The organism is Sorangium sp. So ce117, assembly GCF_051524395.1.
In the GTDB taxonomy this organism is placed as follows: Bacteria; Myxococcota_A; Polyangia; order Polyangiales; family Polyangiaceae; genus Sorangium; species Sorangium cellulosum_B.
In genome coordinates, this window is sequence record NZ_CP150309.1 from 3,612,610 (window position 1) to 3,637,844 (window position 25,235).

Sequence of the window (25,235 nt, forward strand, 5' to 3'; positions counted from 1 at the left end):
AGCGGGATTAGTCCATGAGGGTGACCCGGCCGCTGAAGCCCGCTCGACAAGGGGATGAGGCGTGCGAGGCGAGCTCCGCGCCAGTAGACGAACAGCGTGTCGTATCCCGCGGGTCAGCGTCCCGTTGACGCGGCATCCGGGCAGCCGCGGCACGGCGAAGACGAGGTGGTGGCGGAGGGTCGAACCCGCCTGGATGAAACGGGTGACACCTACACAGTCGCTTGAGCGAAAGCAAGCTCCCCCGGAGCGCCCCATGGTCCACGATGCAGGCGGCGGCGTAGCGCGAGCAGGAGGGCTCGAACCGACAGACCGGGCCCATCAACGCCACGATGAGCCTGGAGAGCGTCATCTGGTAGGCGCGGATCAGCGCGAGGAGGAGCGTCGCGAGCATGCGGTGAGCCGTGAGAGAGCGAGGAGCTTGGGGCCCAGCGCACCAGGGCGCAAGGTATGCCGCGCCATCTTCCTTCTAGCCGTCGGTCGGGTCAGTCTGGTCTGGCGCGGGCGCTGGCGGATCGCCTGCGCTGCGCTCGGCCATGACCTCCGTTCGCGCGCGCGACGCGGCGGTGAGCGCCTCCTTCGCCCGGCGGCGCAGCACCGGAACCACGCCACGAAGCTCCGTGAGGACGTCTTCGAGGCCGAGCGAGCCGGCGCCAGTGCGGAGGATCACCACGATGTCGACGCGCTCAGGGAAGAGCTCCGGGAATCTCCGGAACGCCTCCCTGAGCAAGCGCTTCGCGCGGTTGCGCGCCACAGCGCCGCCCACCTTGCGCGAGGCGACGAGGCCCAGGCGAGGCGCCCCCGATAGGACAGGCGCGGCAGCGCTCTTCGTGCCGCGGGGTGCCCCACCGCGAGCAGCGCCCTCGGTGGGGGCCGCGACGAGGATCAGCAGGTGGCGGGTGCTGACGCGATGACCACCGTTCTGGATGCGGACAAATTCTGCCCGCCTGCGAATGCGGCGCTCGCGCGGGAATGAGGAGGAGGACGCCGACGAGCGCGGTTGCGCTGGCGCCATCACCGCCGCGTTACTTCTTGTAGATGCTGGGCGCGAGCCGGGCGCGGCCCTTGCGGCGGCGGTTGTTGATGACCTTGCGACCGCCGGCGGTCGCCATACGCGCACGGAAACCGTGGGTCCGGGCGCGGCGGGTGTTATGGGGCTGGTAGGTGCGCTTCATGGCTGGTGGTCCCTCGGTCTGGACCGCGAACGGCGGCATCCTGGCCGCACGTCAAGCGGGCGCGCAAGAAAGCACGGCATTTGGCCCAGGTCAACACCAGACGACGAGGTGACGCGCGGTGACGTGCACGGTTGCGCGTACGGTCACGCGTACGGTTACGCGCCTTGCCCACGTTCGCCGTTCTCTCTCACCTTTCTAGAGGCCTGGGTTAGCGTGTAGCCTCCGATCGACCGCAACGGTCGTTCAAAAGCGGGTCACAGGAGGGAATTTGACGCGCACCGGAGGACATGAGGGGGAAAAGCAGCACGCGCCCGCACGGGGCGTCGAGCGACGCGCGCTGGCGGCTGCTGCGGCGGGAGCCTTGTTCTTGAGCGCGCTCCCTGTGAGCGCGCAGACGAGAACGTTCTACCTGGACCGGCTCTACATGGCCGGCGCTCCCGACGACTCGATCGCGCTCTGGCGACCGCAGGTGGCGCCGGAGACGCGCTTCTTCGGGCAGTTCGGGCTCGGGCTCGGCCTCAATCCCTTCCGGGTCGAGAACATGCTGAATGACGAGCAGGCCGCGGGGCGGTTCAGCAGGGAACACGGCTCGCCGGTGTCCTCGCAGCTCATCGGCTACTTCAACGGGGGCGTCGAGCTGCTCGACCGCTTCTCGTTCCAGGTGGGGCTGCCGATCATCGCCCTCCAGACGAGCAACCCGACGAACGACCCGAGCGTCGCCGGCGCAGAGGACGCGGCGAGCCCTTCGACCGCCGCGCTCATGGACATCCGGCTCGACGGGCGGGCGATCCTGTACCGCACCGAGGATCGCTTCTTCAAGCTGGGCGCCAACGCGACGGCGTGGGTGCCTACCGGCAGCAAGCTCTCGTTCTCGGGCGACAACGCCGCGAGCGCGATGATTGGGCTCTCGGGTGAGATCGATCTCAAGTCGATGTTCTTCGTCCTGAACACCGGGGTGCACTTCCGTCCGTACTCATCGCTCAACGACTTCGCCGTGACGAACGAGTGGAGGTGGGGGATCGGCGGCTTCCTCCCGCTGCGGAACGGGGCGCTGCGGCTCGGCGCGCAGATCTTCGGATCGACGGGCCTCGGCCGCGACACGACGTTCACCGGCGACAACACGCCGCTGGAGTGGATGGCCGAGGGGCGGCTCGCGCTCGATCAGCGGAAGAAGGGGTGGCTCGGGGTCGGCGCCGGAACGCGGCTGTCGGGCGGCTACGCGCCGGATTTCCGGATGGTCGCGGTCGTCGGCTACTCGTTCGGCATCAAGGATGTCGAGCCCGTGTCTCCTGGCAGGCGCTTCCAGGCGGTCCCGCCGCGCGCCGCGGATACGGACAAGGACGGGCTCCCGGACGACATCGATCTCTGCCCGACCGATCCCGAGGACGGCAAGCGGCCGAACGCCGACGACGGCTGCCCGGCGCTGCCCGATCGCGACGGCGACGGCATCCCCGACACCAGCGACAAGTGCCCGGATCAGCCCGAGGACTTCGACAAGATCAACGACGCCGACGGCTGCCCGGAGGACGACGCCGACGAGGACAGCATCCCGGACGCGAAGGACGCCTGCCCCAAGGAGCCGGGCCAGCCGAGCCCCGAGCCGACGAAGAACGGCTGCCCGCAGTTCATCCGCCGCATCACGGGGTCGAGCGAGATCCAGATCCTGAAGCAGGTGCAGTTCGCGACCGGCAGCGCGAGGATCCTGCAGAACAGCTACAGCATCCTGGACGAGGTCGTCCGGCTCTTGAAGGTGAACCCCGAGATCACGCTCGTCGCGATCGAGGGCCACACCGACAACCGGGGCTCGGACCAGCTCAACGAGAAGCTCTCGAACGATCGCGCTCACTCGGTCAGGACGTACCTGATCGAGCGGGGCGGCATCGATCCCGCCCGGCTCACGGCGGCGGGCTTTGGTCCGAAGCGGCCGATCGACGACAACAACACCGAGGCCGGGCGCCAGAAGAACCGGCGCGTCGAGTTCCACATCCGCGAGAGCAACACGGGCGGGAACAAGGCTGGCGGCGACAAGGGTGGCGGTACCGTCACGCCGTAGGTGGCCCATCCGGGCGGCGCGCGCGGGAGCCCTGCTGTGCGTGGTGCTCTCGTCGGCGTGCCGCCCTGAGCAGGGCACGCCCTACCGCTGCAGCTGCACCTTCGTCACGGACTTCGACGACGACTCGAGGCTCGACGTGGAGGTCTGCGCTCCGAGCGACGCCCGCGCCGAAGGCGTCGGACGTGGATGCGCGCAGACCCACGCGCCGGGCCCGGTGTCCGGATGCACCTGCGGAGGCGCCCCGGATCGCGGCCCGTGCGAGCTCAACGCGTGCCGCGTTACGCCAGCAGCGCCTTGAGGTCGGCCGCCGTCGTCACGGGCGCCGAGCACGTCCGCCCGCGGCATGCGTAGGCGACCGCCCCGTCAGGGCGCGCGGGCTTGCCCTCGGCGATGACCTTCACCGCCGCGGCGCTCTCCGGCCGAGCCGGGTCCACGAGCACGATCGCCCGGTTCGGCAGGTACGCCTTGAACGCCTCGCGCGCGAGCTCGGCCGCCGACGCCGAGCCCGCCTCGCCGACCACAACGACCGTCACTGCACCGCGCGTCAGGCGGTCGAGCACGCACACGGTCTGGCCGAGACCGAAGGCGTTCGCGAGCGCCGTCGGCGCGAGGACGTCCAGCTGCCGCTCTGCCGGTGAGAGGTAACGCTCGTCGGCGATCTCGGAGAGGCGCAGGCAGAGGAGCGCCGCCATCGAGGCGGCCGAGGGCGCGGCCTGGTCGTAGATGTCCTGCGTGCGCGCGATCAGCGCGTCGCCGTCGTCCGGCGTGAAGAAGAACCCGGGAGCGGCCTCGTCCCAGTGGTGCGCGATCATCGCGTCGGCGATCGCGCGCGCGACGCCGACGTAGCGCGGGTCGGAGGTGGCCTCGAACAGGTCGAGGGCCGCGTTCCCGAGGTACGCTTGGTCGTCGAGGAACCCTGGCCGGACGTCGCCCACGGCCGCCCCGGAGCCGCCTTGCTCGCTCTTCGCGCCTGCAGGCGCGCCGTCCTTGAGATAACGGCCGACGCGGCCGACGCGGATGAGCTTCCGCTCGAGCAGCGCGAACGCGCGCGCCGCGGCGTCGACCCAGGCGGGCTCGTCCAGCGCGCGCCCGGCGTCGGCGAGCGCCCCGATGAGCAGCCCGTTCCAGCTCGCGAGCACCTTGTCGTCGCGCGCCGGTCGAGGCCTCGCGTCGCGCGCCGCCAGCATCGCGACCCTGGCGCGCGCGAGCGCATCGCGGCACCGATCGAGGTGGGTCGAGGAGCCACCTCCCGCGCCGTCGTCGATGACCGCCGCGGCCTGCTCGAGCGTGCGGTGCTGCGAGAGCACCGTCGCGCCGCTGTCCTCGAAGTTGCCCTCCTCGCTGATGCCGAAGACGAGGCGGGCCACGTCGTACGCGAGCTGATCCTCGCCGACGGCGTCGCGGAGCTGCTCGAGCGTCCACACGAAGAACTTGCCCTCGCTCCCCTCCGAGTCGGCGTCCTGCGACGCGTAGAAGCCGCCCTCCGGGTCGCGCATCTCGGCGAACAGGTAGCCGACGATCTCGCGCGCCGTCTCGGCGTAGATCGGCCTCTTGAACGCGCGGAACCCGTCGGCGTAGAGGCGCAGGAGGAGCGCGTTGTCGTAGAGCATCTTCTCGAAGTGGGGCACGAGCCAGCGCTCGTCCGTCGAGTAGCGGTGGAAGCCGCCGCGCAGGTGATCCCAGATGCCGCCGTCCCGCATCCTGTCCAGCGTGAGCTCGACGCCCTCCGCCGCGACGCGATCGCCCTCCAGCACGCCGCGGCGGAGCAGCACGTCGAGCGCCATCGTGTTCGGGAATTTCGGCCGCGATCCGATGCCGCCGTGGCGGGGGTCGAGGCGCGCGAGCAGCTGCCGCGACGCGCGCCGGAGCAGATCGGACGACGCGGGCGCGACGACGCCTGCTGCGCGCGCCGGCGCGCGCTGCGCGCGCTCGATGGCCTCGGTGATCTCCTGTGCCTGCTGCTCGACGTCGTCGCGCCGGTTCCTGAAGGCGTCGGCGATCTTGTCGAGCACCTTCGGGAAGCCGGGCATGCCGAGCGCGTCCTTCGGCGGGAAGTACGTGCCCGCGAAGAAGGGGCGCTGATCCGGGGTGAGGAACACCGTCAGCGGCCAGCCGCCGCTCCGGCCCATGAGCTGCACGACGAGCTGGTAGATGTGGTCGAGATCGGGCCGCTCTTCCCGGTCGACCTTGATGTTCACGAAGAGGTCGTTCATGTGCCGGGCGATCGCCTCGTCCTCGAACGACTCGCGCTCCATCACGTGGCACCAGTGGCAGGCGGCGTAGCCGATGGACAGGAGGATCGGCTTGTCCTCTCGGCGAGCGAGATCGAGCGCCTCGGCGCCCCACGGGTACCACGCGACCGGGTTGTGCGCGTGCTGCAGGAGGTACGGCGACGACTCGCTCGCGAGCCTGTTCTTGTGGGCTGCCATGGGCCCCACGTAGAGCCGGGCGCGGGGGGCCGCCAGCCGTCCGCCAGCCGTGGCGCGGTCGCCGGCGCTATGCCCGCTCCAGCACCAGCGCGCAGTTGTGCCCGCCGAAGCCCGCCGAGCACTTCACCGCGTGACGCAGATCGACCGCCCGCCGCTCCCTCACGACGTCCAGGGAGAACTCCGGATCGAGCTCATCCACGTTGATCGACGGGTGCAGCAGCTGGTCGCGCAGCGAGCACACGACCGCGATCGTCTCGACGGCGCCGGCGCCGCCGAGCAGGTGCCCGATCATCGACTTGGTCGCCGAGATCGGGATGCGCGCGAGGCGCTCGCCGAACACGCGCCGCAGCGCGAGCACCTCGGCGGCGTCGCCCTGCGGCGTCGAGGTCGCGTGCGGGTTGATGTAGCCGATCGCCTCCGGCGCCGCGCCCGCCCTGGCGAGGGCGCGCTCCAGCGCGAGCGCGAGCCCGAGCCCCCCCGAGTGCGGCCGCGTGAGGTGCTCCGCGTCCGTGGTCATCCCGAAGCCGGCCACGACGGCGAGCGGCTTCGCGCCGCGCGCGAGCGCGTGCTGCTCCTCCTCGAGCACGAGCGCGCCTGCTCCCTCGCCCATCACGAAGCCCTGGCGGCGCCGGTCGAACGGGCGGCTCGCGCGCGCCGGGTCGCCGTCGACGGCCCTGGCGAGCGCCTTCGCATTGCCGAACCCCGCGACGGTGTTGAGCCGCGTCGCGGCCTCGGCGCCCCCCGCGACCATCACGTCGGCCTCGCCCGCCTCGATCATGAGGGCCGAGGTCGCGATCGAGTGCGTGCCCGTCGCGCACGCGCTCGCGAGGTTGTACGACGGCCCCATGAGCCCGTAGCGCATGGAGATGAGCGCCGCCGCGCCGTTCGGCATGACCCCCGGGATGAAGTAGGGCGACACGGCCCGCGGACCGCGCGCCGCGCTCCTGCCCACCTGCTCTTCGAAGATCTCGACCGACCCCATGCCCGTGGACATCAGGCACCCGACGCGGGTCCGGTCGATGGCGCTCGCCGGCGCCGCGGCGGCGAGCGGCGGCGCGCCCTGTGCCCGTGCGCCCGCGCGCTCCGCCGCCTCGTCCTCCGCGGCAGAAGCGCGCTCGATCGGCACGATGCCGGCCTCGCGCAGCGCCTCCACCGCGGCCGCGAGGCTGAAGTGGGTCACGCGGCCATAGATCTCCGCCTCCTTGGGCGACAGGTACTTCCCGACATCGAACCCCTTCACGCTGGCTGCGATGTCGCTGCGGAGCCTGTCGACGGGGAAATCGCGGATGTAGTCCACGCCGGATCGGCCGGCGAGGAGGTTTTGCCAGGTGGTCGCGACGTCGTTGCCCAGCGGGCAAACGGCGCCGATCCCGGTCACGACGACGCGCCTTCGCATCGGACTGCTCTTGCTCGTTGGGGGGGAGGTGGAAGGTTCAGGCGGACAGCGTCTGGGCCGCAGTGTTGTCCAGGTTGGGAGCGCTTGCGAGGCCCTCGATCGAGGGGTCACGGCGCTCACCGCCGCGGCGAAGCTCGAGCGCGGTGCGCTGGGCGGCGAGCATCTCGTGCCGGTTCACGCCGAGGTACTTGAGGATCGGCATGTAGACCTTCTGGATGAACACGTTCCGGTCGACGCCGGCCTCGCGCATCTTCAGGATGCGCGAGTCGTAGTCGGGGACGATCCCGACGCCGGGCATCTCGAAGTTCGCGAACACGTGGGCCATGTCCGTGAGCGTCCCCGGCCGGTCCTCCTCGAGCAGCACCTTGACGACGCTCTGGTAGAAGCGGCAGTGGGCGATCTCGTCGCGGGCGATGTAGTCGTAGATCGTCCGCAGGCACTCGTCGCCCTCCGTCGCGGCCCGCTCCCGGTGCTTCACGTAGATGACGAACGTCGCCATCTCCTGCACGCAGCCGTAGAACGTCATCTGCCGCGGCGTGTGGAACGGGAGGTCCCACTTCTTCGCGAAGATCTGGTGCTGCAGATCGCTGAGCTGCTCCTCCGTGCGCTTTCCGGAGCGCAGGAGGTACTGCATCAGCGTGAGCGAGTGCTTCGACTCTTCATAGGCCCAGTTGGCCTGGAACCACGCCTGGCCGAAGTACTTCCGCACGAGGTTGATGCCGTTCGCCACGTAGTCGGGCAGGTACATCTCGACCGAGCAGAAGGTCTCCGCGCACAGGGCGAGCTCCTCGCTCGCCTCCTTGTTCACGCGCTCCCACGGGATGTCCTGGAAGACGTTCCAGCGGCGCTCGCGCTCCGCCTTCTCGAAGAACGTCATGTACTCCTGGAAGATCTTCTCCTCCAGCCGGCTCATACGATCGCCTCCAGCCGCTCTCCGACCTTCTTGCAGAGGTCGCCCACCGTGATGAGCTCGACCAGATCCTCGTCCGGAATCATGATCCCGAGCTCGGTCTCCATCTCTCCCACGATCTGCATCATCGAGAGCGAGTCGATGCCGAGCTCCGTGATCACAGACGTCGCGGTGACATTGGGGAACTCGCGCTTGTCCACCCGGGCGGCAACCGTCTTGAAAATCTCGAGCAGATTGGTCTTGTCCGTCATGGTTCAGTCGATCCTGCGAAGCTCGTATTGAGCGAGGGAGCTGTAGTGCTTGTCGAACGCGTTCACGCACGTCGACAGGTAACGATCGTAGTCGTCGAAGACCTTGTCCCCCCACGTCGACCGGATGGTCTTCTCGTTCAGCTTGAGGCGGCGGAGCCACTCCGCGGTGGTGCGCTGGTAGTGCTCGCGCCGCGTGTTGACCTGCATCACCTCCCAGTAGGGGTTCGCCGCCTGAATGATGTCCTCGAGCCGAGGGTTCAGGCCGCCGGGGAAGATCTCCTTCGTGACGAAGTAGATGTCCTCCAGCTCTTTCCTCGTGCCGGCGGGGAGCCCGCCCCAGGGCGTCATCCGCGGCGTCCGGTTGCGGAGGATGGTCTGGAGGCCGAACCAGGCGCCCTTGTTCGTGAGCTCCCAGGCCTTCTTGAAGTAAGCCCGATAGATGTCGATCGCCTTGCCCTGGCGCGCCTCCTCCGGCGAGCACAGGTGATCGATCATGCAGATCGAGATGAGGCTGTCGAACCGCTCGGCCGTCGCGAAGGTCCGGAAGTCGCCGCCGATCACCTCGACGCCGGGGATCTTGCGGGCGTTCACCTCGGCGGCCTGCGCGGTGGACAGGGTGACGCCGACCGCGCGCGTCACGCCGCGCGCCGTGGCCACGTACTCGAGCGCCGCGCCCCAGCCGCAGCCGATGTCGAGCACCTTCCTCCCGGGCCCCGCCTTGGCGAAGTCCGACAGGATCCGGAGCTTGTTCAGCTGCGCGGCCTCGAGCGACTGCTCGGGGGACTCGTAGACGGCGCAGGTGTAGTTCATGCGCTCGTCGAGCCAGAGCCTGAAGAACTCGTTCGAGACGTCGTAGCTGACCTCGACCTCGGCCTTACTGGATCCCATCGATGACTCCTTCGACACGTGCCGGGGCGCCGCCCGCGCGGCCCCCTTCGGTTCGCGACACAGGGCCGCCCGCGCGGACCACGTCGCCATGGGGAGAGGGCGTCGCGCCCTCGTCAATGTCCGAGGCGACCTCGAGCTCGCCGGCCTCGAAGCGCCGCTTCATCTCGCGGCGCCGCACCTTCCCGCTCGACGTCTTCGCCAGCGTCCCCCGCTTGATCAGCGCGACCTCCGACAGCTGCACGCCGAGCTGGGCGCGCACGGCCTGGGTGATCGCCTGCGCGACGCCGGCGACGCTCCGTTTGGCCTCGGCGACGACGATCGCGCGCTCGGCCCCCTCGGCGGTGAGGCACGAGAACGCGACGCAGTGGCCGTCGCGCACCCCCTCGACGGAGGACGCGATGCGCTCGATGTCCTGGGGGAAGTAGTTCTTGCCGCCCAGGATGATGAGGTCCTTGGAGCGGCCGCAGAGGTACACCTCGCCGGCGACGGTATAGCCGAGATCGCCTGTCCGCAGCCAGCCCCCTCCGAACGCCGCCGCCGTCGCCTCTGGCTGGTTGAAGTAGCCGGCGGCGACGCTCGGGCCGCGCACCCAGATCTCCCCGACCTCACGCGGGCCGAGCGGCGATCCGTCGGGGCCCGCGATGATGAGCTCGTGGCAGGGGAGGGGGCGACCGCAGGAGACGAGCTCCAGCGAGGCGCCGCCGTTCGCCGGCCACGCCTTGCCGGCCTGCATCGCCTTCGCGTCCACGCGATCGGTGGTGAGCGGGGCCTTGAGGTCGCTGAACGTGATCGCCAGCGTGGCCTCGGCCATGCCGTACGAGGGAAGGATGCTCTCCGGGCGGAGCCCCCGCTCGCTGAAGCGGCGGAGGAACGCGCGGAGCACGTCGGCCTGGATCGGCTCGGCGCCGCACCCGAGCGCGCGCACGCAGGAGAGGTCCCAGTTGCCCGCCTGCGCGTCGGTGACGGCGCGCGTGGCGAGGGCGAAGGCGAAGTTCGGGGCAAAGGTGATCGTGCCGCGGAACCTGTGGATCGCGTCGAGCCAGAGCGAGGGGCGGCGGATGAACGCCGTCGTCGGCAGGAACATCACCGGCACGAGCGCGTAGAGCGGCGCGATGACGAAGCCGATGAGCCCCATGTCGTGGTAGAGGGGCAGCCAGCTGACGCCGCGATCCTCCGGCGTGGAGCGCAGCCCGTCGAACATGATGGCGTGGCTGTTCACCGTCAGGTTGCGGTGGGTCACCATCACGCCTTTCGGCCGCGAGGTGCTCCCCGACGTGAACTGCAGGAACGCGAGGTCGTCGAGGGACACGCGCCAGGGCTCGGCCGCGTGCGATGCCTCGAACGCGTCGAAGTCATCGCCAGCGCGCAGATCGCGCTCGAGGACGACGCGCAGGCCTGGCAGGGCCTCGCGGCTCTCTCCGTTCGCCGCGAGGTAGGCGTCGATCATCTCCTTGAGCTGCTCGTTCGTGACGAGCACGCTGGCGCCCGACGCCTCGAGGATGTGCTGCACCGTCTCGCCGTACGCCTCGAGCTTGGCCAGCGACTGCGGCGGGTACATCGGGACGGCGACGATGCCTGCCGTCAGCGCGCCCACGAAGGTCAGGACGAACTCGTCGGCCTCCGTCAGGATCAGCGCGACGCGGTCGCCCTTGCGGAGCCCGAGCTTGCGAAGCGCGTACGCTCGGCGCCTCGCCTCGAGCCAGAGCTCGGCGTAGCTGATCGCCCGCTCCTCCCCGGAGCTGCGAACGAACGTGACTGCGCGGTCGGCGTGCACCGAATTCTGCTGAAGGACTTCGACGAACGTGCGCATAGGCTCTCTGGCGGCTCAGGTCGGCCGGACGTAGTGATCCGTCCGATAAGGACAGCGGGGGGCCTGAGTGAGCGCAGCCATAAGCGAAAATCGAGCCAGGGCAAACAGAAAACACGGGAATCCAGGGTTTGGGCTTGATTCCGCCGTGAACGCCTCTGATTCCCCCGGGCGCGAGGGTCATAGGTGACGAAAAATCGTGCGCAGAGTGCGTCGAATATTCGTCACATCGGCCCCTGAGTGCGAATCGAGGTTCGCGTGGCGCGGGAGCCACACCGGGCCGAGTGCATCGACCCAGGTTGAGGTTGCCGCCGACCCAGGTTGAGGTTGTCGGTGCTGACCCAGGTTGAGGTTGTCAGGTTGAGGTTGCCGCCGACCCAGGTTGAGGTTGCCGCCGACCCAGGTTGAGGTTGCCGCCGACCCAGGTTGAGGTTGCCGGCGCTGACCCAGGTTGAGGTTGTCTCGCCGACGGGCTTCGGGAGGCGGGCGCACAAAATGCAAGGAGGCGCCGGTCTCCCAGCGCCTCCCGCTCTCATGCGCGACGTCGCCTGCTACTCGGCGTCGTCCAGGCCCATGTGGCCCGCCGCCTCATCGTCATGGGCGTCTTCGCCCTTCTTGTCGTCCTTCTTCTCGGTCTTCTCGAACCTCTTCGGCTCTGCGATGGCCCAGTCGGCCGACCACGACGACAGGACGTAGATCGTGCCGTCGCCGCCTTCCTTCGTGGCGTAGCGGCTCGATCCCTTCGCGGTCTTGCCCACCTTGACGGTGAAGTCGCCGGCGTTGTCCTTCAGCTTGATCGTGATGATGCCGCCGTTCGAGGCCGCCGCGTCGAGCCCCGTGTCCGACTTCTCGTCGCCGAAGTCCTCCGCGCCGAGGTTCTTGTAGGCGCGCAGCAGGTCCTTCACCTTGGCCTCGTCGAACTTCTCCCACTTCGCGGAGGCCGCTCCCAGCTTGCCGCCCTTGTCGCGCTGAGCGAACGTGCCGGCCCACTTGTCGTCGTTCTTCGAGAAGCTGAACAGGCCGTTCTTGTTCTCGACCGAGACCTGGATGGCGTTCTCGTCCTCGAACTTGAGGATCGACGTCTCGCGCCAGTTCTTCGGCTCCCGCGTGTAGAGGTAGCTCGAGTAGCCGCCCGCGACGTAGACGCCGTCCTGCCCGTCGACGCGCGCCATCTGCCCGCGCGAGCCGCTCTTGCCCAAGTACAGGTCGAGCGCCTTCTCCTCGCCCTTGTACGCGACGACGTGGACCGCCTTCTCGTCGGTGAGCTCGTACTGAGGGTACGTGCCGCTCGTCCGGTCGATGACCTCCTTCAGCTTGAGCTCCTTCAGGTTGTCGAGGAGGCTCCGGACGTTCGCCGCGTTCGCCTTGGCGTTGACGGGCTTCGTGACCTCCCACGTGTCGCCCTTCTTCTCGAGCGTCACGTCGGACTTGTCGGCGTTCTTGATCGCGATCTTCGTGACCTTCTCGACGTCTTCCTTCGAGACGCCCACCTTCGGCAGATCCGCCGTGGCGGCGGTCGCCGAGTGCGCGGCGAGCTCGTCCTTCTGCTTCTTCTGCGTGAAGTACACGCCGAGGCCGAGGAGCGCGAGGACGGCGAGGGCGATGTAGATTCTGTGCTCGGTCTTCATGGCTCTTTCACCCGATGGGGCTCTGGCTCAGTCGAGCGTGATGTTCTCGCGGGCGCTCTCGCGAAGCCGCCACCGGATGAGGCCGAACACGGCGAAGAGCGCCGCCGGCAGGAGCGTCAGCGTCCACTGCACGCGCTGCTGCACGGTCTTGCGCTCCGCCCGGTACTCCTCGGCCTTCTTGGCCAGGGTGGCCTCGTCGTCCGTGGCCTCCTGCTTCGGCTTCTCGATGCCCGCGTAGGTCAGGTTCGTCTCGCCGAACATCTTCGCGGTCGCGGCGAGCAGCGTGCTGTCCCCCGCCATCCAGTCGAGGGTGTTCTTGAACGCCAGGATGGTGGCGGTCAGGTACTTCTGCGCGTACGGCTGCGAGAGCATCAGGAGATCCTCGTCGCCGCCCATCCCGCCCATCATCGCCATCTGCGGCGGCATGGGGGGCGGGTTGCCGGAGCGGGCGAACGGGTTCGCGAGGAACTGCGACGCCGAGAGCACGAGGATCCGGCCCTTGTCCGCGCTCTCCGCGGGCGCGCTGATGCCGAGCCCCTCCTGGCCACCGAAGGCGCTCTTGAGCTTGCCCTCGACCGTCACCGCGATCGCGCGCTGCGCGTACTCGCCCTTCGGCTTCCAGTCGGCCGAGAACTTCATGTCGATGGCCTCGGACACGTCGACCGTCGTCTTCGGCGTCGAGCGCGCGACGACCTTCATCGTCGCCTCGGGCTGCTTCTCCGGGTGCGGCACGAGGGTCGACGGGAAGGGGAAGGAGAGCTCGGGGAGGCGGAAGAAGCCAGGGAACGACGAGTCGAGGATCTGCTCCTTCTCGTCGAAGCGGCTGTCCTCCTGGAGCTGGAGGATGCCCGGCGCGCGGAACCACATCATCTGGCCCGACTGCGTCTGCACCGGGATGGCCATCGAGCGGCTCCAGTCGAGGATCGCCTCTTTCTTCATCTCGACGCCGTAGCCGTCGAGCAGCTTCTCGAGGCCCCAGGTGTTGAGCGACGCCTTCATCGCCGGGTCGGACGCCTTGAGGTTCACCGCGCCGGCGAACACGGCGAGCGCCTTGTTGCCCAGCATCATGAACTGGTCGATGCGGCGCAGCTCCTTCTCGGTGAACTCCTTGCCCGGCTGCGTGATGACGAGGCCGGCGAGCTCTTTGTTGATCTCGCTGTCGCCGCCCTTCAGGTCGACGTCCTCGAACTTGTAGAACGGGAAGTGGTGCTCGAGCAGCGCGCGCATCGACGGGCCGCCGCCCCGGCCGCCCTGCGACGCGACGAGGTTTGCGTCCGTCAGCTTGATCTCATCCTTGCCGGTCACGACGCCGATCTTGGTGTCGATGGCGTCCGCCTTGTCGCGGATCTCGCGGATGGTGTTCGTGATCCAGAACTCGAGGCCCTGCGCCTGGTCCGGCGAGAGCATCGGGATCGCCTCCTTCTCGCTGCCGTACTTGAAGGCGATGCCCATGAACCCGCGGGTGATCGTGGCCTGATCCTGGCCGGTCTCGCTCCCCTCGCCGAAGGCGGCCTCCTGCAGGCCCGCCTCCTTGGCGGCGGCGCGCTGCTCGTCCGTCTTCGCCTCGATGATCGCGTAGTGGAGCTTGCCGTTCGAGGCCTGCTCGTACTCGTTCATGAGGTCGGTGAGGTCCTGGATGAACGCCTCGTGCTTCGGGAGCCCCCGGGTGACGTAGACGTCGATCTGGAGATCCTGCTTGAGCCCCTCGCGGACGAGGTGGGCCGAGCCCTTCGAGAGGGTGAACCTCTCGGTCTTGGTCATGTCGAAGCGCTTGTAGGCGCCGTACGAGATGACGTTGGCCGCCACGAGGATGGCGGCGACGATGGCCAGGTAGACGCCTGTCTGCGTCGCGGCTTTGGCTTTCCGTTCCATGGTTGGTCCTTACGCCCACTTCCTGCGCTCGAGCGCCCTGAACGCGGCCATGAGGGAGCCCGCGGTGATCGAGAGGAAGAAGACGATGTCTCGGGTGGACACCATGCCGCGCGCGAACGGCGTGAGGCGGGTGTCGAAGCTGATGAAGGAGAGGACGTCGCGGAAGAGCGACGGGGCGTAGTCGGCGAGGTTGTCCACGCCGTGCAGGAAGCCGAGCACCAGGAAGGTGATGAAGAACGCGATCACCTGGCTGTCGGTCAGCGACGAGATGAGGAGGCCGATCGACACCGCCGCCGCGCTGTAGAGCACGAGGCCGATGTACCCCGAGAGCACCGGCCCGCTGTCGAGCGCGCCGAGGTGCCAGGGCCACACGAACATCATCAGCGGGTAAAGGATCGTCGAGAAGACGAGCACGAGGACGAGCCCCCACGCGCCGAGGAACTTGCCGAGGACGACCTCGTGATCCTGCACGGGCAGGGTGATCAGCATCTCCAGCGTGCCGCTCCGCTTCTCCTCGGCGAGGAGCCGCATCGTGATGACGGGGATGATGAGGAAGGAGAGCCCTATCGGCGCCCAGCTGAACAGCTGCACGAGCGAGGCGCGGTCCGCCTGCCAGAAGCCGCCGTTCATCAGGAAGAAGATGACGCCGAGCGCGATCAGCCCGAAGCAGATCACGACATAGGCCAGGGGGGAATCGAAGTTGGAGCGGAACTCCCGCTTCGCGATGGTCAGGGTGGTGCTCATACCGTTCAGCCCTTCTTCTTGGCGGGCGCTTCTTCCTCTGCGCCTTCGTCCTCGTCGCCGCCGTCGCCGCCGTCCTTGGCTTCGTCGCCGGCGCTGTCGTCGTCGTCTTCCTCGTCGTCCTCGTCGTCGGCCGGTGCGCTCGCCTCGTCCTCGTCGTCGAGGTCGTCGGTGATCAGCTTGCGGCCGCGGTCCTTGCGCTCGTCGCCGCGCGTGAGCGCCTTGAACACGTCCTCGAGGCTCTGCGAGTCGCGCCGCATCTCGAGGAGGAGCCAGCCCTTCTGCACGACGAGCTGGAAGAGCTCGGGCCGGATGTCGCCGCCGAGCGCGCCGAGCAGCTGGAAGCTGTGGGCGCTGTCGCCGGTCGGCAGCTCGGTGACGCTGGTGACCCCGGGCAGACCGGAGAGCGCCTCCTGGACCTCCTGGGCCGTCGGGGGCTTGCGCGCGCCCGACCGGTAACCGTCGCCGCCCTCGAAGACCTTCTTCTCGTGGACGGTGACGACGTACCGGACCTTGCCGCTCTTGGCGCGGATCTCGTCGAGCGGGCCGTCGGCGACGACGCGCCCCTTGGAGACGACGATGGCGCGGGCACAGGCGGCCTCGACCTCGGAGAGGTTGTGGGTGGAGAGGAGGATCGTCCGCTCCTTGCCGATCTCCTTGATGTAGCGGATGACCTCCGCCTTCTCGTTCGGGTCGAGATCGCTCGTCGGCTCGTCGAGGATGAGGATCGGGGGGTCGTGGACGAGCGCCTGGCCGAGGCCGACGCGCTGGCGATAGCCGTGAGAGAGCGTGCCGATGTCCTTGCCGAGCACCTGGGCGAGGCCGCACACCTCGACGATCCCCTTCATCCGCTTCTTGAAGAGCGATTGATCGAGGCCGCGCATGTCGGCGACGAACGAGAGGTATTCCCAGACGTTCATCTCGCCGTAGAGCGGGGCGCGCTGGGGCAGGTACCCGAGCTTGCGCCGGACATCGAGCGGGTCGTCGAAGACGTCGTACCCGTGGACCCGCGCCGTCCCGGCCGACGCCGAGAGGAAGCAGGTGAGGATGCGCATCGTCGTCGACTTGCCGGCCCCGTTCGGTCCCAGGAAGCCGACGACCTCGCCGCGATGGACCTCGAAGCTCACCTTGTCGAGCGCGCGCAGCGACCCATAGCGCTTGGTCAGCGAGCTCGCCTCGATCATCACATCGCTAGCCAAAATGACCTCCTTAGATGGTTCCTTGAGAAGCGGAGCGCCCTGCTCCGTCGTTCGCCCCTGGTGATCCCCCCCCGACCTGGCCGGCGGGCGCGCCGTTGTGGCACCCTGGATCACCCATTACCCAGGCGAATGGCGGCGCCATCGTAGCGGCGGGTGGATCTCTGTCAACAGCGCCGACCCGAAGCGGCTGAACCTGGGGTTTATTCCCGGCGATCGGGGCTGCTCCGGGCACGGTTGTCCGGGCTATCCCCGGTTTGGCGGCGTCGCCGCGGTTTCTCCGCGGCGTGTCGTGCGTGGGACGGGCTCGCCGGGCGCGCGCGGCGGTCGAATTTCTCCTTGACCTGGGCATCTGTGTTGGACTAGTTGGCCACACCTCGCGTGAGCCTCATCGTCCAGAAGTTCGGCGGCACGTCCGTCGGGTCCATCGAGCGCATCCAGCGGGCGGCCGCGCGCGCGCTCGCCACACAGCAGGCCGGTCATGACGTCGTGGTCATCGTCAGCGCGATGTCCGGCGAGACGAATCGGCTGCTCAAGCTGGCGTCGGACATCGCGCCGGTGCCCGACGCGCGGGAGATGGACGCGCTCGCGGCGACCGGCGAGCAGGTCTCGGCCGCGCTGATGGCGATTGCGATCCAGGCGCAGGGGGGCAAGGCGCGGAGCTTCCTCGGCCACCAGCTGAAGATCCTGACGGACAGCGCCTATACGAAGGCGCGGATCAAGGCGATCGACGCCCAGCGGCTGCACGAGGCGCTGGCCGGGGGGAAGATCGCGGTGGTCGCCGGGTTCCAGGGCGTGGACGACGCGGGCAACATCACGACGCTCGGGCGAGGCGGCAGCGACACGAGCGCCGTGGCGATCGCGGCGGCGGTGGGCGCCGAGTGCGAGATCTACACGGACGTCGACGGCGTTTACACGACGGACCCGAACATCTGCAAGACGGCGCGGAAGATCGAGCGGATCAGCTACGAAGAGATGCTGGAGCTCGCCTCGCTGGGAGCGAAGGTCCTTCAGATACGGAGCGTGGAGGTTGCGATGAAGTACGGTGTCCCGGTGCATGTGCGGTCATCGTTCTCGGACGTGCCGGGCACGTGGGTCGTCAGCGAGGAGCAGTCTCTCGAGAGCGTGACGGTGACGGGCGTGGCGCTCGACCGGAACGAGGCGCGGGTCATGCTCGTCGGCGTCGACGACAAGCCGGGCGTGGTGGCGCAGATCTTCGGCGCGCTGGCCGAGGAGAACATCAGCGTCGACATGATCATCCAGAACGCGCCGAGCTACGGCCTGGAGACGCGCGGCACGTCCGGCGAGGTGAAGGCCGACGTCACGTTCACCGTCGGCAAGGCGGATCTCCCGCGGGCGAAGCTCGTGATGGAGAAGGTCGCCAGCGCTGTGCGCGCGATGAGCATCCGTTACGAGGAGGACATCGTGAAGGTGTCGATCGTCGGCCTCGGGATGCGGACGCACGCGGGCGTGGCGGCGCGGATGTTCCAGCTGCTCGCGGCGGATGGGATCAACATCCAGGCGATCTCCACGAGCGAGATCAAGATCTCGTGTCTTGTCTCGACAAAGTACGCCGAGCTCGCCGTCCGTGCGCTGCACGATGGCTTCGGGCTCGGCGGCAAGGCCTGACCGGCCCCGTGTCACCGTCGTGATGCGCTCGCCGTGAGCGGCCCCGACCCGGTCGGTGAGGCTGCTCGCGGCGTGTCGCATTGTGGCGTCGAGTGCACGGACATCGCTTCGCCGAGCGGGGATTGCGCCGCGGCCAATCCGATGTGCCCCTGATGCGGCCCGTGCGGTCGCCGCGCGGGCCCCTCAGGGCGCCAGCATTAGCACCTTCACCTGACTCGGCACGACGCGCACTCCGGGGCAGTTCGTGCTGTTCTGGAGCGACATGCTCGTCAGCCTGCTCGCCGGCATCCCGCGGATCAGCACCGAGAACGCCCCGGTCAGGTGGCGGCTCGGCCCCATCACCGTGCCCGACGCGACCCCCATCGCCACGCCGGCGTTGTCCCCGTTGGTCAGCGGGATCGTCGTCGCCAGGTTGTGCGCCGGCGCGGCCATGAAGAGCACGTTGTACACGGCCGGCACGCCCATCGGCCCGGCGGCGATGTTGGGGTAGGGCACGGGCACCGGCGCGGGCGACGGCGTCAAGCACACGTCCGGGAGCCCCATGTCGATGCCCATCATCTGCGAATTGGCAAACATCGCTGTTCTCCTCCCGTTCCTCTCGTGAGGCTCAGCCGAGGTGGATCTGCGCGCCGTCGAGCTTGACCAGCTCCTCGGCCGTCACGAGCGTGTTCTCGCCGCGCAGGCTCATGTTCTTCTTCGCCACGTAGTCGACGCGCTCCGCCCGGAGCTGCTCGATCTCCTCGACGAAGCGGTACACCCGCTTCAGCCGCTGCGTCACCCGCTCGAACGACGCGTCGAACGCCGCAGCTTTCACCTTCGCCTTCTCGATCTCGGCCTGCACCGCCGTCCCGAGGTACGACAGGCTCTCCACGAGGAGGCTGCCGCGGCGCGCGTTGACCTTCAGCTCGCCGGCCACCACCCCGACCTCCTTGCCCGACGCGAGGGTCACGCCCTCGGCGGCGCCGAGCACGAACCGCCCTCTCGGCAGCTTCACGTGCAGGTCCCCGTCCAGCACCACGCAGAGGTCGCTCCCCTGCCGCTCCAGCACCGCCAGGATGTAGGCGCCGCGCTCCGGCAGCACCGAGACGAGCACCACGTCGCCCGCCGCCGGCTCCACCATGCAGCTCACCGCGCGGCGCGCCTCGACCTCGGCGGAGCCGGTGGCCACCACGAACACGCCGCCCGCGGCGCGCACCACGCGCCCCGCCTCCTGCTTCGCGGCCTCGGGCTCGATCGTCTCGATCTTCCTCGCAACGTTGTTTCGCACCGTGCCTCCCGCGCCGGCTCAGCCGGTCTTGCCTCGAAGCCTGTCCTGCCACGCCTCCGCCTCGGCGAGCGGCTCGTCGTCGCCCAGCGCGAGCGCGCGGCTCGTGAAGATCGCCCCCTCGTCCCGCGTCCGGTGGAAGCGCGCCCGGAAGAGCGCCGCCCCCGTGAAATCCGCCCCTCGCACGTCGGCGTGGGAGAAGTCGGCGTACGTGAGCTCCGCGCCAGGGAACCGGGCGCGCTCGCAGCGCGCGCGGTGCCAGATGCTCTGCTCGAGGCTGGCCCTCGCGAGGTCGGCGCCCCCGAGCGCGGCGTCCACGAAGATCGCCTGCGTCAGCTGCGCTCCGCGCAGGCTCGCGCCCGTCAGATCGGCCTCGACGAAGATCGCGTTCGCCGCCCTGGCGTCGTCGAGCCGAGCGCCGGCGAGCTTCGCGCCCTTGAAGCCGCACTGCGTGAGGTTCGCGCCGGTCAGGTTCGCCCCGGAAAGATCCGCCTCGGTGAACTGGCTCAGGGCGAAGTCGAGCCCCGAGAGGTCCATGCCCGCGAACCGGGCGCCGATGAAGACGACGCTCCGGCAGCGCGCCCCGGCAAGCGCCACCGACGTCATGTCCGCCCGGATCAGGTGCGTGAACTCGAGCCGCGCGCCCGAGAGATCGAGCTCTTCCACGTTCGCGTCGACGAGCACCGTGCGATCCAGGCTCGCGCGCGCGAGCCTCGCGCCCGCGAAGCGCGAGCTCGCGAACGCCGCGATGACCAGGTCCGCCTCGGAGAGATCGGCGAGCGACAGATCGGACTCGGCGACCTGCGCCGCCGCCCAGTTCGTCCGCGCGAGCTTCGCCTGCGCGAGCGCGCACCGGTGCATCGCCGCGTGGTGCAGGTTGGCGCCAGTCAGATCCGCCCCGGTGAGGTCGCACGCGGTGAGGATCGACTCCTTGAACGTGGCCCCGGCGAGGCGCGCCCCTCGGAAGCTCACCTGCTCGAAGAGCCCGCCCGAGAGGTCGGCGCCGCCGAGGTCCTCGCCGTCGAGGCATGCGCCCTCGATCGTCTCGCCGCCCTTGATCTTCTCGATGAGCTCAGCCCTGTCCACGCGGCCTCCGCGGCACGAAGCGCACCTCTCGGAGGTTCGCCTCCTCGAAGCGCGTCCGATCGTCGCCGAGCACCTTCGCGAGATCGGCGCGGAAGAGGTTGGCCCGGGTGAAGTCTGCGCCCATGAGCTTCGCCTTCTGGAGGACGCCCTGCATCAGATCGGCGCACGTCAGATCGGCGTCCGTGAGGTCGGCTCGGACAAACCGCGCCTCGCGCGCCGCGATCCACGCCATCCTGGCGCCGCGCAGGTCGCACTCGCTGAGATCGCTGCCGTTCATCCGCGCCTCGGTGAAGTCGGCGCCGGCGAGGCTCGCCCCGCGGAGGTTCGCGCCCGTGAGCGTGGCGCCGTGGAAGTCCGCGCCGTCGAAGGCGCACTCCTTGACCATGCGCAGGTTCTCCGCGAAGGCGCCCCGGAGCACGGCGCCTCGGCCCTCCGACGAGAAGAACGCCGTCGAGATCAGCCGGGCGCCCGAGAGATCCACGCCGCCGAGCTTGCACTCGATGAAGGTGGACCGCGAGAGATCCGCGCCGGCGAGCTTCGATCCCGCGAGGTCGACCCGGAGCAGCGTGAGCAGCTGCGCCAGCGCGTCGGAGAGGTCGTTGTCGCGCAGCGTGGCCTCGGACAGGTCGGCCAGCGTGAGCTCCGCGCCGCGGAACGACGCTCCCGTCAGATCTGCCTGGTAGAGCACCGCGCCCGACAGGTCCGCGCCAGAGAGATCGGCGCCCACGAGCTTCGCCCGTCCCAGGTTCGCCTCCTCGAGCTTCGCGCCCCGGAGCGCGGCGCGGGAGAGGTCGGCGCGCGCGAGGACCGCCTTCTCCAGGTCGGCGCCCGTGAGGTCGGCGCCCGCGAGGCTCGCGCCCTCGAGCAGCGCGCCGGTCAGCGTCGCGCCCCGGAGATCGAGGCCGGAGAGATCCGCGCCGGTCAGGTCGCGCCCGGCGAGCGAGCGCCCCGCGCGGTGCGCCTCGATCACCTCCTCGCGGAGGCGCCGCGCGGCCTCGCCTGGGAGCCGGCTGGCCTCGGGGCCGAAGTGCGCGGTCTGCCGGTATCCCTCGATCACCTGCGCCTCCATCTGGGCGAGCTTCCGATCGAGGGCCGAATCCGCGAGCGTCTCCTCGATCTCGGCGTTCGGGTACCCCGCGTTCGCGAGCAGGGTTGCGAGATCCTCGAGCCGCTCGCGCTCGGCCTTCGCCGAGAACCTCGGCGGGCCGGCGGCCCGCTTCATCGCCTCTTCCTGGAGCGCGTCATAGTCCATCCCGGCCGCCGCGTAGGCCGCGCGCGCCTCGGCCTCGGCCTTCGCCCGGCGGCCCTCCGCCTCGGCTTGCTCCCGCTCCGCGCGCGCCTCGAGCTCCTCGACGAAGGGCCCCAGCTCCTCGATGTCGGGGATGGTCGGCTCCACGGCGGGCTCGTCCTCGCCGTCGAGGCCGAACTGCGCCGGGTCGAGCCCGAGCTCCACGACGGTCGCGCGCGCCTTCTGGCGGTTCTCCTCCGCCCTGCGCCGCGCGCCGCCCTGGAGGTTCTTCCGCAGCAGATCGTCGCTCTCGAGCAGCCGCTCCACGTCGGACTTGTCGCGCGGCGGCCGCGCTCCGGGCGGGAGCGCCGGCAGCAGATCGCTCTCGCGCAGCGAGGCGAGGTGCCCCGCCTTGGGGTCGAGCCGTTGCCTCAGCACCTCGCGGTAGTGCTCCGCGGGCCTCGGATCGCCGAGCGCCTCCGCGCCGATCACGATCTGCAGCACGTCGGCCGCGTCGTCCTCGTCGACAAGCGCGAGCCCCCGGAACAGGAGGACGCCGCGCTCGGCGTGGGGGAAGAGGTGCACGGTCTCGAGGCGCATCGCCACCTCCCCGAACGTCTCCTCGCCTCCGCTCTTCCGGTTGATGAACGCGCGCGCCGCGACGCCCGGCAGCGCCGCCTCGATGACGGGCCTCTCCGGGTGCATGTTCTCCAGCAAGAGCGGCTCGTCGCCCCGGAAGAACCCCTGGATCTGCTGGTCTTCCGGCGCCGCGTTGAACATGCCGAGATCGGTGTCCTCGGCGAAGCCCGGGAACCGCTCCTTGAGCCACTTCTGGTCGTACGTGCCGATCTTGTCGAAGCGCTGCGGCCACATGAGGTCCATCGGGCCGAAGCCCGCGGGCGCGGGCTGGTCGCTCGGCGATGTGATCAGCGGCCTCGGCAGCTCGATGTTCGGGAGCGGGTGGACCTCGCCCCGTTCGGTCTCGACCGGCTGGGCCCCCTTGCCCACGGGGTTCTGGGCGAACCCCGGGCCGCCGAAGGCGCGCTCCCACGCGATGGGCATCTCGGTGAACGGCTCCGGCTCGGTGGGCACCCCGCGCCGCCAGATCCGGTCGCCGATGGCGTAGAGCGTCTTGTCCACCGCGCCGAGCCGCGCCCGCACCGCGCAGGCCGGCGCGCGGCCCCCGGGCGGGCACGCTCGCCCCGAGATCAGGAGCTCCCCCCGCGGCTTCGGCATCCCCATGTCGAGCACCGCGTCCTTGCCGAGCTCGGCCGCGGTGAACTTCCAGAGGTCGATCTCGGAGAGCAGGGCTGCCGGCGGCCCGAACGAGAAGAACGCGAGGACCGTGACGGACAGATAGCAGTCGCTGCCGTCCTCGAAGACCCTGTGGAGGAGGCCGAGCTTCTGGGGCTTGATCGTCTTCATCGGGGAGGGGGGTCGCGCCGCCAGCGCGCGGGTCCACGGCCCCGGGGCCGACGTCGCCCGGGGCCGGGCGCACTGTCTCCGAGCGACTCGCGTCAGTCAACGCTCACGGCCGCCGACGCTCGCCGCGCGAGCCACGATCGCGCGCCTACTGCTGCTGCGCCATCGCCGCGGCGAAGCGCAGCAGCCCCTCGCCCCAGCCGCCGAGGATGTACGTGCGGTCGTAGAACTCGGGCACGAGCGTGTCCTGGTACCCGGCGACCTGGACCAGGAACACACGCACGTCGCGGTTCACCCGGGCGCGGTACGTCGCCACGAGCTTCGCCACGTCGATGTAGTGCCCGTTCCAGGCGAAGTCCGCGTAGTCCTTCGGCCGCGTACCGTACAGGCCGCCGTGGCCGGCCTGCATGTCGCTCATCACGAACACCGAGTCCCAGCGCTGCCGCTCGCGGATCGCGCGATCCCAGAAGAGCCACACGCCGTTCTCGGTCGCCGTCCCGATCGTGCGGGCGATGTGCTCCGCCTTCTCGAGCTGCGAGAACACGCTCTCCTGCTTGCGCACCGCGAAGGTCTCCAGCCGGTCGCCGAACACGCCGAGGTGCCCGTCGCTCGCGCGCATCCCGGCCACGACCCCCGTGAGGTTCGCGATCGTGGAGATCTGCATCGTCCCGAGGCTGCTCGTGGTCGTGCCCTGCGCGGAGCCGCTGTTGTCGCAGAGCACCATCACGCGGCCGGGGAAGTACGGCACCTGGCCGAGCGAGCGGCTCAGGCACTTCTCCACCGCGTCGAGCACGGCGCCCGGCGCGCAGCCCTTCACGGCGCGGTAAGCGCTGTAGTACCGGAACGGCAGCTGCTTGCCCTCCGCGGCCGTCTCGACGAGCTTCGGCAGGAACTGGTCGAACGGCACGCCCGCCTCGATCAGGTTGCGCAGGTTGCGCAGCAGGGCCATGTGGCCCATGACCGGCAGCGCCTTGCGCCACGCGCACCGGTTCGAGCCGCGCGCCGAGACGATCGCCTCCCAGGTGCGGCCCGTCGCGCGGAGCGCGCCCTTCGCGAGGCGGTCCACGCTGGGGCTCTTCGGGTGCACGAGGTTCATGACGTCCACGGTCTTGCTCCCCTTGCCCTCGAGCCGGTACTTCGCGAGGGCGTGATCGTCGAAGCGCTCGAGCGCGTCGCGCAGCGCGCGCTTCAGCGCGTTCGGCACCGGCTTGCCGAAGCGGTAGAGCTGGTACGCGAGGGCGACCGCCGGCTCGTCCGCGCGCTTCAGGATGCGCGGCGCGTAGCTGCGCACGAGGCCCGTCCCGCGCACGGAGGCGGTGTTCGCCGCGCGCACCAGGATGACCTGGGGCGTCGTGCGCATGTGCTCCTCCTCGCGCAGCCGCGCCGCCTCGGCGAGCGTCGCCTCCGGATCGGCCGCGAGCGCCTCGTCGATCGCCTTCTCGATCAGCGCCGCCGGCGAGAGCTTGCGCCACTCGGCCGGGTCCACGGCGCCGAGCGTCTCGCGCAGGCGCCGCACCTCGGCGTCGGAGAGGCGCGCGCGGGCGGCCGCCTTCTTCGCGGCCTTCGCCGACACCTTCGTCTTCGCCGCGTTCACGGCCTTCGCCGGGCGCGGATCAGCGGGCTCGAGGTGGTAGTACATGGGCTCGCCGAAGAAGCACGACGAGGCCGCGAGGCGCAGGCGCTTCAGCGGATCGGTGATGTCGTAGGAGCGGCCGCCCATCCAGTTCAGGTGCGAGTCGGCGCTGCGCTTGTCCTGACGCTTGAGATGCTGAAAGAACGCCATGATGACACCTCCATCCTCGACGCACGCGCGGCGAGGGGTCGAGAGCGGGGCGCAGATTCGAGCTGCGCCCCGCTCGTAGAAAACGGGCGCAGCGCGGAGGATGGTGGTCACGGGGTTGGTCGTGTCAAAACGAAGGAACCGTGACGCTCACTGCCGCGCTGCACCCTGGTGCCAGAGGCGGGACTCGAACCCGCGACCTCGTCCTGAGAAGGGAAGTAACCCCGGAGCTCACTGCCGGCGCTCATCGCGCCGGAGAACACCGTCCGGAGTTGTTTTCGCGCTCTAACCGCTGAGCTACTCTGGCGTGGACGCTGGAGGGGTATTGCAGGGCGGATGCCAAGGCGGTCTCCGAGGGGGCCGGCCGCAGAAACCCCGGGGGAACGGCCTAGAGCGAGGGCCGCTGACGTCTCCCGCCGGTCTAGTGTCTATCTCATGGGATAAAACACTAGATAGATAGATAGATCCGGGCGATCGCCGTGG

General features: G+C 69.6%; 20 protein-coding genes and 1 tRNA gene. 2 read left to right on the top strand and 19 right to left on the bottom strand.

From position 1 onward, the window contains the following. Nucleotides 1-7 precede the first annotated feature (7 nt). From yidD to rpmH, 3 genes are all read right to left on the bottom strand, one after another. The gene (yidD, locus tag WMF46_RS13620) at nt 8-391 is read right to left on the bottom strand and encodes a membrane protein insertion efficiency factor YidD (RefSeq protein ID WP_276598071.1); all 384 of its coding nucleotides are present in this window, start codon (nt 389-391) and stop codon (nt 8-10) included. Between the two features lie 75 nt (nt 392-466). Continuing rightward, nucleotides 467-1,012 carry a ribonuclease P protein component gene (gene rnpA / locus WMF46_RS13625; RefSeq protein WP_437986010.1) on the bottom strand — a complete coding sequence of 182 codons (546 nt, stop codon included), beginning with the start codon at nt 1,010-1,012 and terminating at the stop codon, nt 467-469. A gap of 10 nt (nt 1,013-1,022) precedes the next feature. Beyond that, a complete protein-coding gene (gene rpmH, locus WMF46_RS13630) occupies nt 1,023-1,172 on the bottom strand; it encodes a 50S ribosomal protein L34 (RefSeq protein ID WP_061605775.1) in 150 nt (49 codons plus the stop codon). A 367-nt stretch (nt 1,173-1,539) separates the two neighbouring features. Between rpmH and WMF46_RS13635 the strand changes: the two genes are divergently transcribed. Then, nucleotides 1,540-3,225, top strand: a complete 1,686-nt coding sequence (locus WMF46_RS13635; protein WP_437986011.1) for an OmpA family protein — start codon at nt 1,540-1,542, stop codon at nt 3,223-3,225. Nucleotides 3,226-3,503: 278 nt separating this feature from the next. On the opposite strand, the gene WMF46_RS13640 is transcribed toward WMF46_RS13635, so the two are convergent. The 10 genes from WMF46_RS13640 to WMF46_RS13685 all read right to left on the bottom strand — a co-directional run bounded on the left by WMF46_RS13640 (nt 3,504) and on the right by WMF46_RS13685 (nt 16,346). Then, complete coding sequence (locus WMF46_RS13640; RefSeq protein WP_437986012.1) at nt 3,504-5,654, bottom strand: thioredoxin domain-containing protein; 2,151 nt, start codon at nt 5,652-5,654, stop codon at nt 3,504-3,506. Nucleotides 5,655-5,721: 67 nt separating this feature from the next. Continuing rightward, the gene (locus WMF46_RS13645; RefSeq protein WP_437986013.1) at nt 5,722-7,050 is read right to left on the bottom strand and encodes a beta-ketoacyl-[acyl-carrier-protein] synthase family protein; all 1,329 of its coding nucleotides are present in this window, start codon (nt 7,048-7,050) and stop codon (nt 5,722-5,724) included. A 37-nt stretch (nt 7,051-7,087) separates the two neighbouring features. Continuing rightward, nucleotides 7,088-7,963 carry an acyl-ACP desaturase gene (locus WMF46_RS13650; protein ID WP_437986014.1) on the bottom strand — a complete coding sequence of 292 codons (876 nt, stop codon included), beginning with the start codon at nt 7,961-7,963 and terminating at the stop codon, nt 7,088-7,090. Then, the gene (locus WMF46_RS13655) at nt 7,960-8,211 is read right to left on the bottom strand and encodes an acyl carrier protein (protein ID WP_437717497.1); all 252 of its coding nucleotides are present in this window, start codon (nt 8,209-8,211) and stop codon (nt 7,960-7,962) included. Before WMF46_RS13655 ends, WMF46_RS13650 begins: the two co-directional genes overlap by 4 nt. 3 nt (nt 8,212-8,214) lie before the next feature. Then, on the bottom strand, nt 8,215-9,099 hold the full coding sequence (locus tag WMF46_RS13660) for a class I SAM-dependent methyltransferase (protein WP_437717498.1): 885 nt from the start codon (nt 9,097-9,099) through the stop codon (nt 8,215-8,217). After that, the gene (locus WMF46_RS13665) at nt 9,086-10,873 is read right to left on the bottom strand and encodes a fatty acyl-AMP ligase (protein ID WP_437986015.1); all 1,788 of its coding nucleotides are present in this window, start codon (nt 10,871-10,873) and stop codon (nt 9,086-9,088) included. The genes WMF46_RS13660 and WMF46_RS13665 overlap by 14 nt, the downstream gene beginning before the upstream one ends. A 584-nt stretch (nt 10,874-11,457) precedes the next feature. Next, entirely contained in the window at nt 11,458-12,534 is a 1,077-nt protein-coding gene (locus WMF46_RS13670) for a DUF4340 domain-containing protein (protein WP_437986016.1), read from the bottom strand. A 27-nt stretch (nt 12,535-12,561) separates the two neighbouring features. After that, nucleotides 12,562-14,406: a GldG family protein gene (locus WMF46_RS13675; protein ID WP_437986017.1), complete on the bottom strand. Its 1,845-nt coding sequence runs from the start codon at nt 14,404-14,406 to the stop codon at nt 12,562-12,564. 9 nt (nt 14,407-14,415) lie between these two features. After that, on the bottom strand, nt 14,416-15,150 hold the full coding sequence (locus tag WMF46_RS13680; RefSeq protein ID WP_437986018.1) for an ABC transporter permease: 735 nt from the start codon (nt 15,148-15,150) through the stop codon (nt 14,416-14,418). A 5-nt stretch (nt 15,151-15,155) separates the two neighbouring features. Further along, complete coding sequence (locus WMF46_RS13685; RefSeq protein WP_437986019.1) at nt 15,156-16,346, bottom strand: ATP-binding cassette domain-containing protein; 1,191 nt, start codon at nt 16,344-16,346, stop codon at nt 15,156-15,158. 378 nt (nt 16,347-16,724) lie between these two features. On the opposite strand from WMF46_RS13685, the gene WMF46_RS13690 reads away from it, so the two are divergent. After that, nucleotides 16,725-17,972 carry an aspartate kinase gene (locus tag WMF46_RS13690; protein ID WP_437329235.1) on the top strand — a complete coding sequence of 416 codons (1,248 nt, stop codon included), beginning with the start codon at nt 16,725-16,727 and terminating at the stop codon, nt 17,970-17,972. A 183-nt stretch (nt 17,973-18,155) separates the two neighbouring features. On the opposite strand, the gene WMF46_RS13695 is transcribed toward WMF46_RS13690, so the two are convergent. From WMF46_RS13695 to WMF46_RS13720, 6 genes are all read right to left on the bottom strand, one after another. Beyond that, on the bottom strand, nt 18,156-18,548 hold the full coding sequence (locus WMF46_RS13695; protein WP_437535381.1) for a DUF4150 domain-containing protein: 393 nt from the start codon (nt 18,546-18,548) through the stop codon (nt 18,156-18,158). Nucleotides 18,549-18,579: 31 nt separating this feature from the next. Beyond that, complete coding sequence (locus WMF46_RS13700; protein WP_437986020.1) at nt 18,580-19,239, bottom strand: DUF3540 domain-containing protein; 660 nt, start codon at nt 19,237-19,239, stop codon at nt 18,580-18,582. Nucleotides 19,240-19,257: 18 nt separating this feature from the next. Beyond that, complete coding sequence (locus WMF46_RS13705) at nt 19,258-20,322, bottom strand: pentapeptide repeat-containing protein (protein WP_437986021.1); 1,065 nt, start codon at nt 20,320-20,322, stop codon at nt 19,258-19,260. Beyond that, entirely contained in the window at nt 20,309-22,975 is a 2,667-nt protein-coding gene (locus tag WMF46_RS13710; RefSeq protein ID WP_437986022.1) for a DUF2169 family type VI secretion system accessory protein, read from the bottom strand. Before WMF46_RS13710 ends, WMF46_RS13705 begins: the two co-directional genes overlap by 14 nt. A gap of 145 nt (nt 22,976-23,120) precedes the next feature. Continuing rightward, nucleotides 23,121-24,755, bottom strand: coding sequence for a TROVE domain-containing protein (locus tag WMF46_RS13715; RefSeq protein WP_437986023.1), 1,635 nt, complete (start codon nt 24,753-24,755; stop codon nt 23,121-23,123). A 166-nt stretch (nt 24,756-24,921) separates the two neighbouring features. Then, a tRNA-Arg gene (locus WMF46_RS13720) sits at nt 24,922-25,059 on the bottom strand. Nucleotides 25,060-25,235 lie beyond the last annotated feature (176 nt).

Excerpts from the sequence above, each read along its gene's own strand:
- WMF46_RS13650 (WP_437986014.1), bottom strand. The coding sequence starts at position 7,963 with ATGAGCCGGCTGGAGGAGAAGATCTTCCAGGAGTACATGACGTTCTTC.
- WMF46_RS13645 (WP_437986013.1), bottom strand. The coding sequence starts at position 7,050 with ATGCGAAGGCGCGTCGTCGTGACCGGGATCGGCGCCGTTTGCCCGCTG.
- WMF46_RS13680 (WP_437986018.1), bottom strand. The coding sequence starts at position 15,150 with ATGAGCACCACCCTGACCATCGCGAAGCGGGAGTTCCGCTCCAACTTC.
- WMF46_RS13710 (WP_437986022.1), bottom strand. The coding sequence starts at position 22,975 with ATGAAGACGATCAAGCCCCAGAAGCTCGGCCTCCTCCACAGGGTCTTC.
- WMF46_RS13715 (WP_437986023.1), bottom strand. The coding sequence starts at position 24,755 with ATGGCGTTCTTTCAGCATCTCAAGCGTCAGGACAAGCGCAGCGCCGAC.
- WMF46_RS13640 (WP_437986012.1), bottom strand. The coding sequence starts at position 5,654 with ATGGCAGCCCACAAGAACAGGCTCGCGAGCGAGTCGTCGCCGTACCTC.
- WMF46_RS13655 (WP_437717497.1), bottom strand. The coding sequence starts at position 8,211 with ATGACGGACAAGACCAATCTGCTCGAGATTTTCAAGACGGTTGCCGCC.
- rpmH (WP_061605775.1), bottom strand. The coding sequence starts at position 1,172 with ATGAAGCGCACCTACCAGCCCCATAACACCCGCCGCGCCCGGACCCAC.
- yidD (WP_276598071.1), bottom strand. The coding sequence starts at position 391 with ATGCTCGCGACGCTCCTCCTCGCGCTGATCCGCGCCTACCAGATGACG.
- WMF46_RS13695 (WP_437535381.1), bottom strand. The coding sequence starts at position 18,548 with ATGTTTGCCAATTCGCAGATGATGGGCATCGACATGGGGCTCCCGGAC.
- WMF46_RS13670 (WP_437986016.1), bottom strand. The coding sequence starts at position 12,534 with ATGAAGACCGAGCACAGAATCTACATCGCCCTCGCCGTCCTCGCGCTC.
- WMF46_RS13660 (WP_437717498.1), bottom strand. The coding sequence starts at position 9,099 with ATGGGATCCAGTAAGGCCGAGGTCGAGGTCAGCTACGACGTCTCGAAC.
- WMF46_RS13675 (WP_437986017.1), bottom strand. The coding sequence starts at position 14,406 with ATGGAACGGAAAGCCAAAGCCGCGACGCAGACAGGCGTCTACCTGGCC.
- rnpA (WP_437986010.1), bottom strand. The coding sequence starts at position 1,012 with ATGGCGCCAGCGCAACCGCGCTCGTCGGCGTCCTCCTCCTCATTCCCG.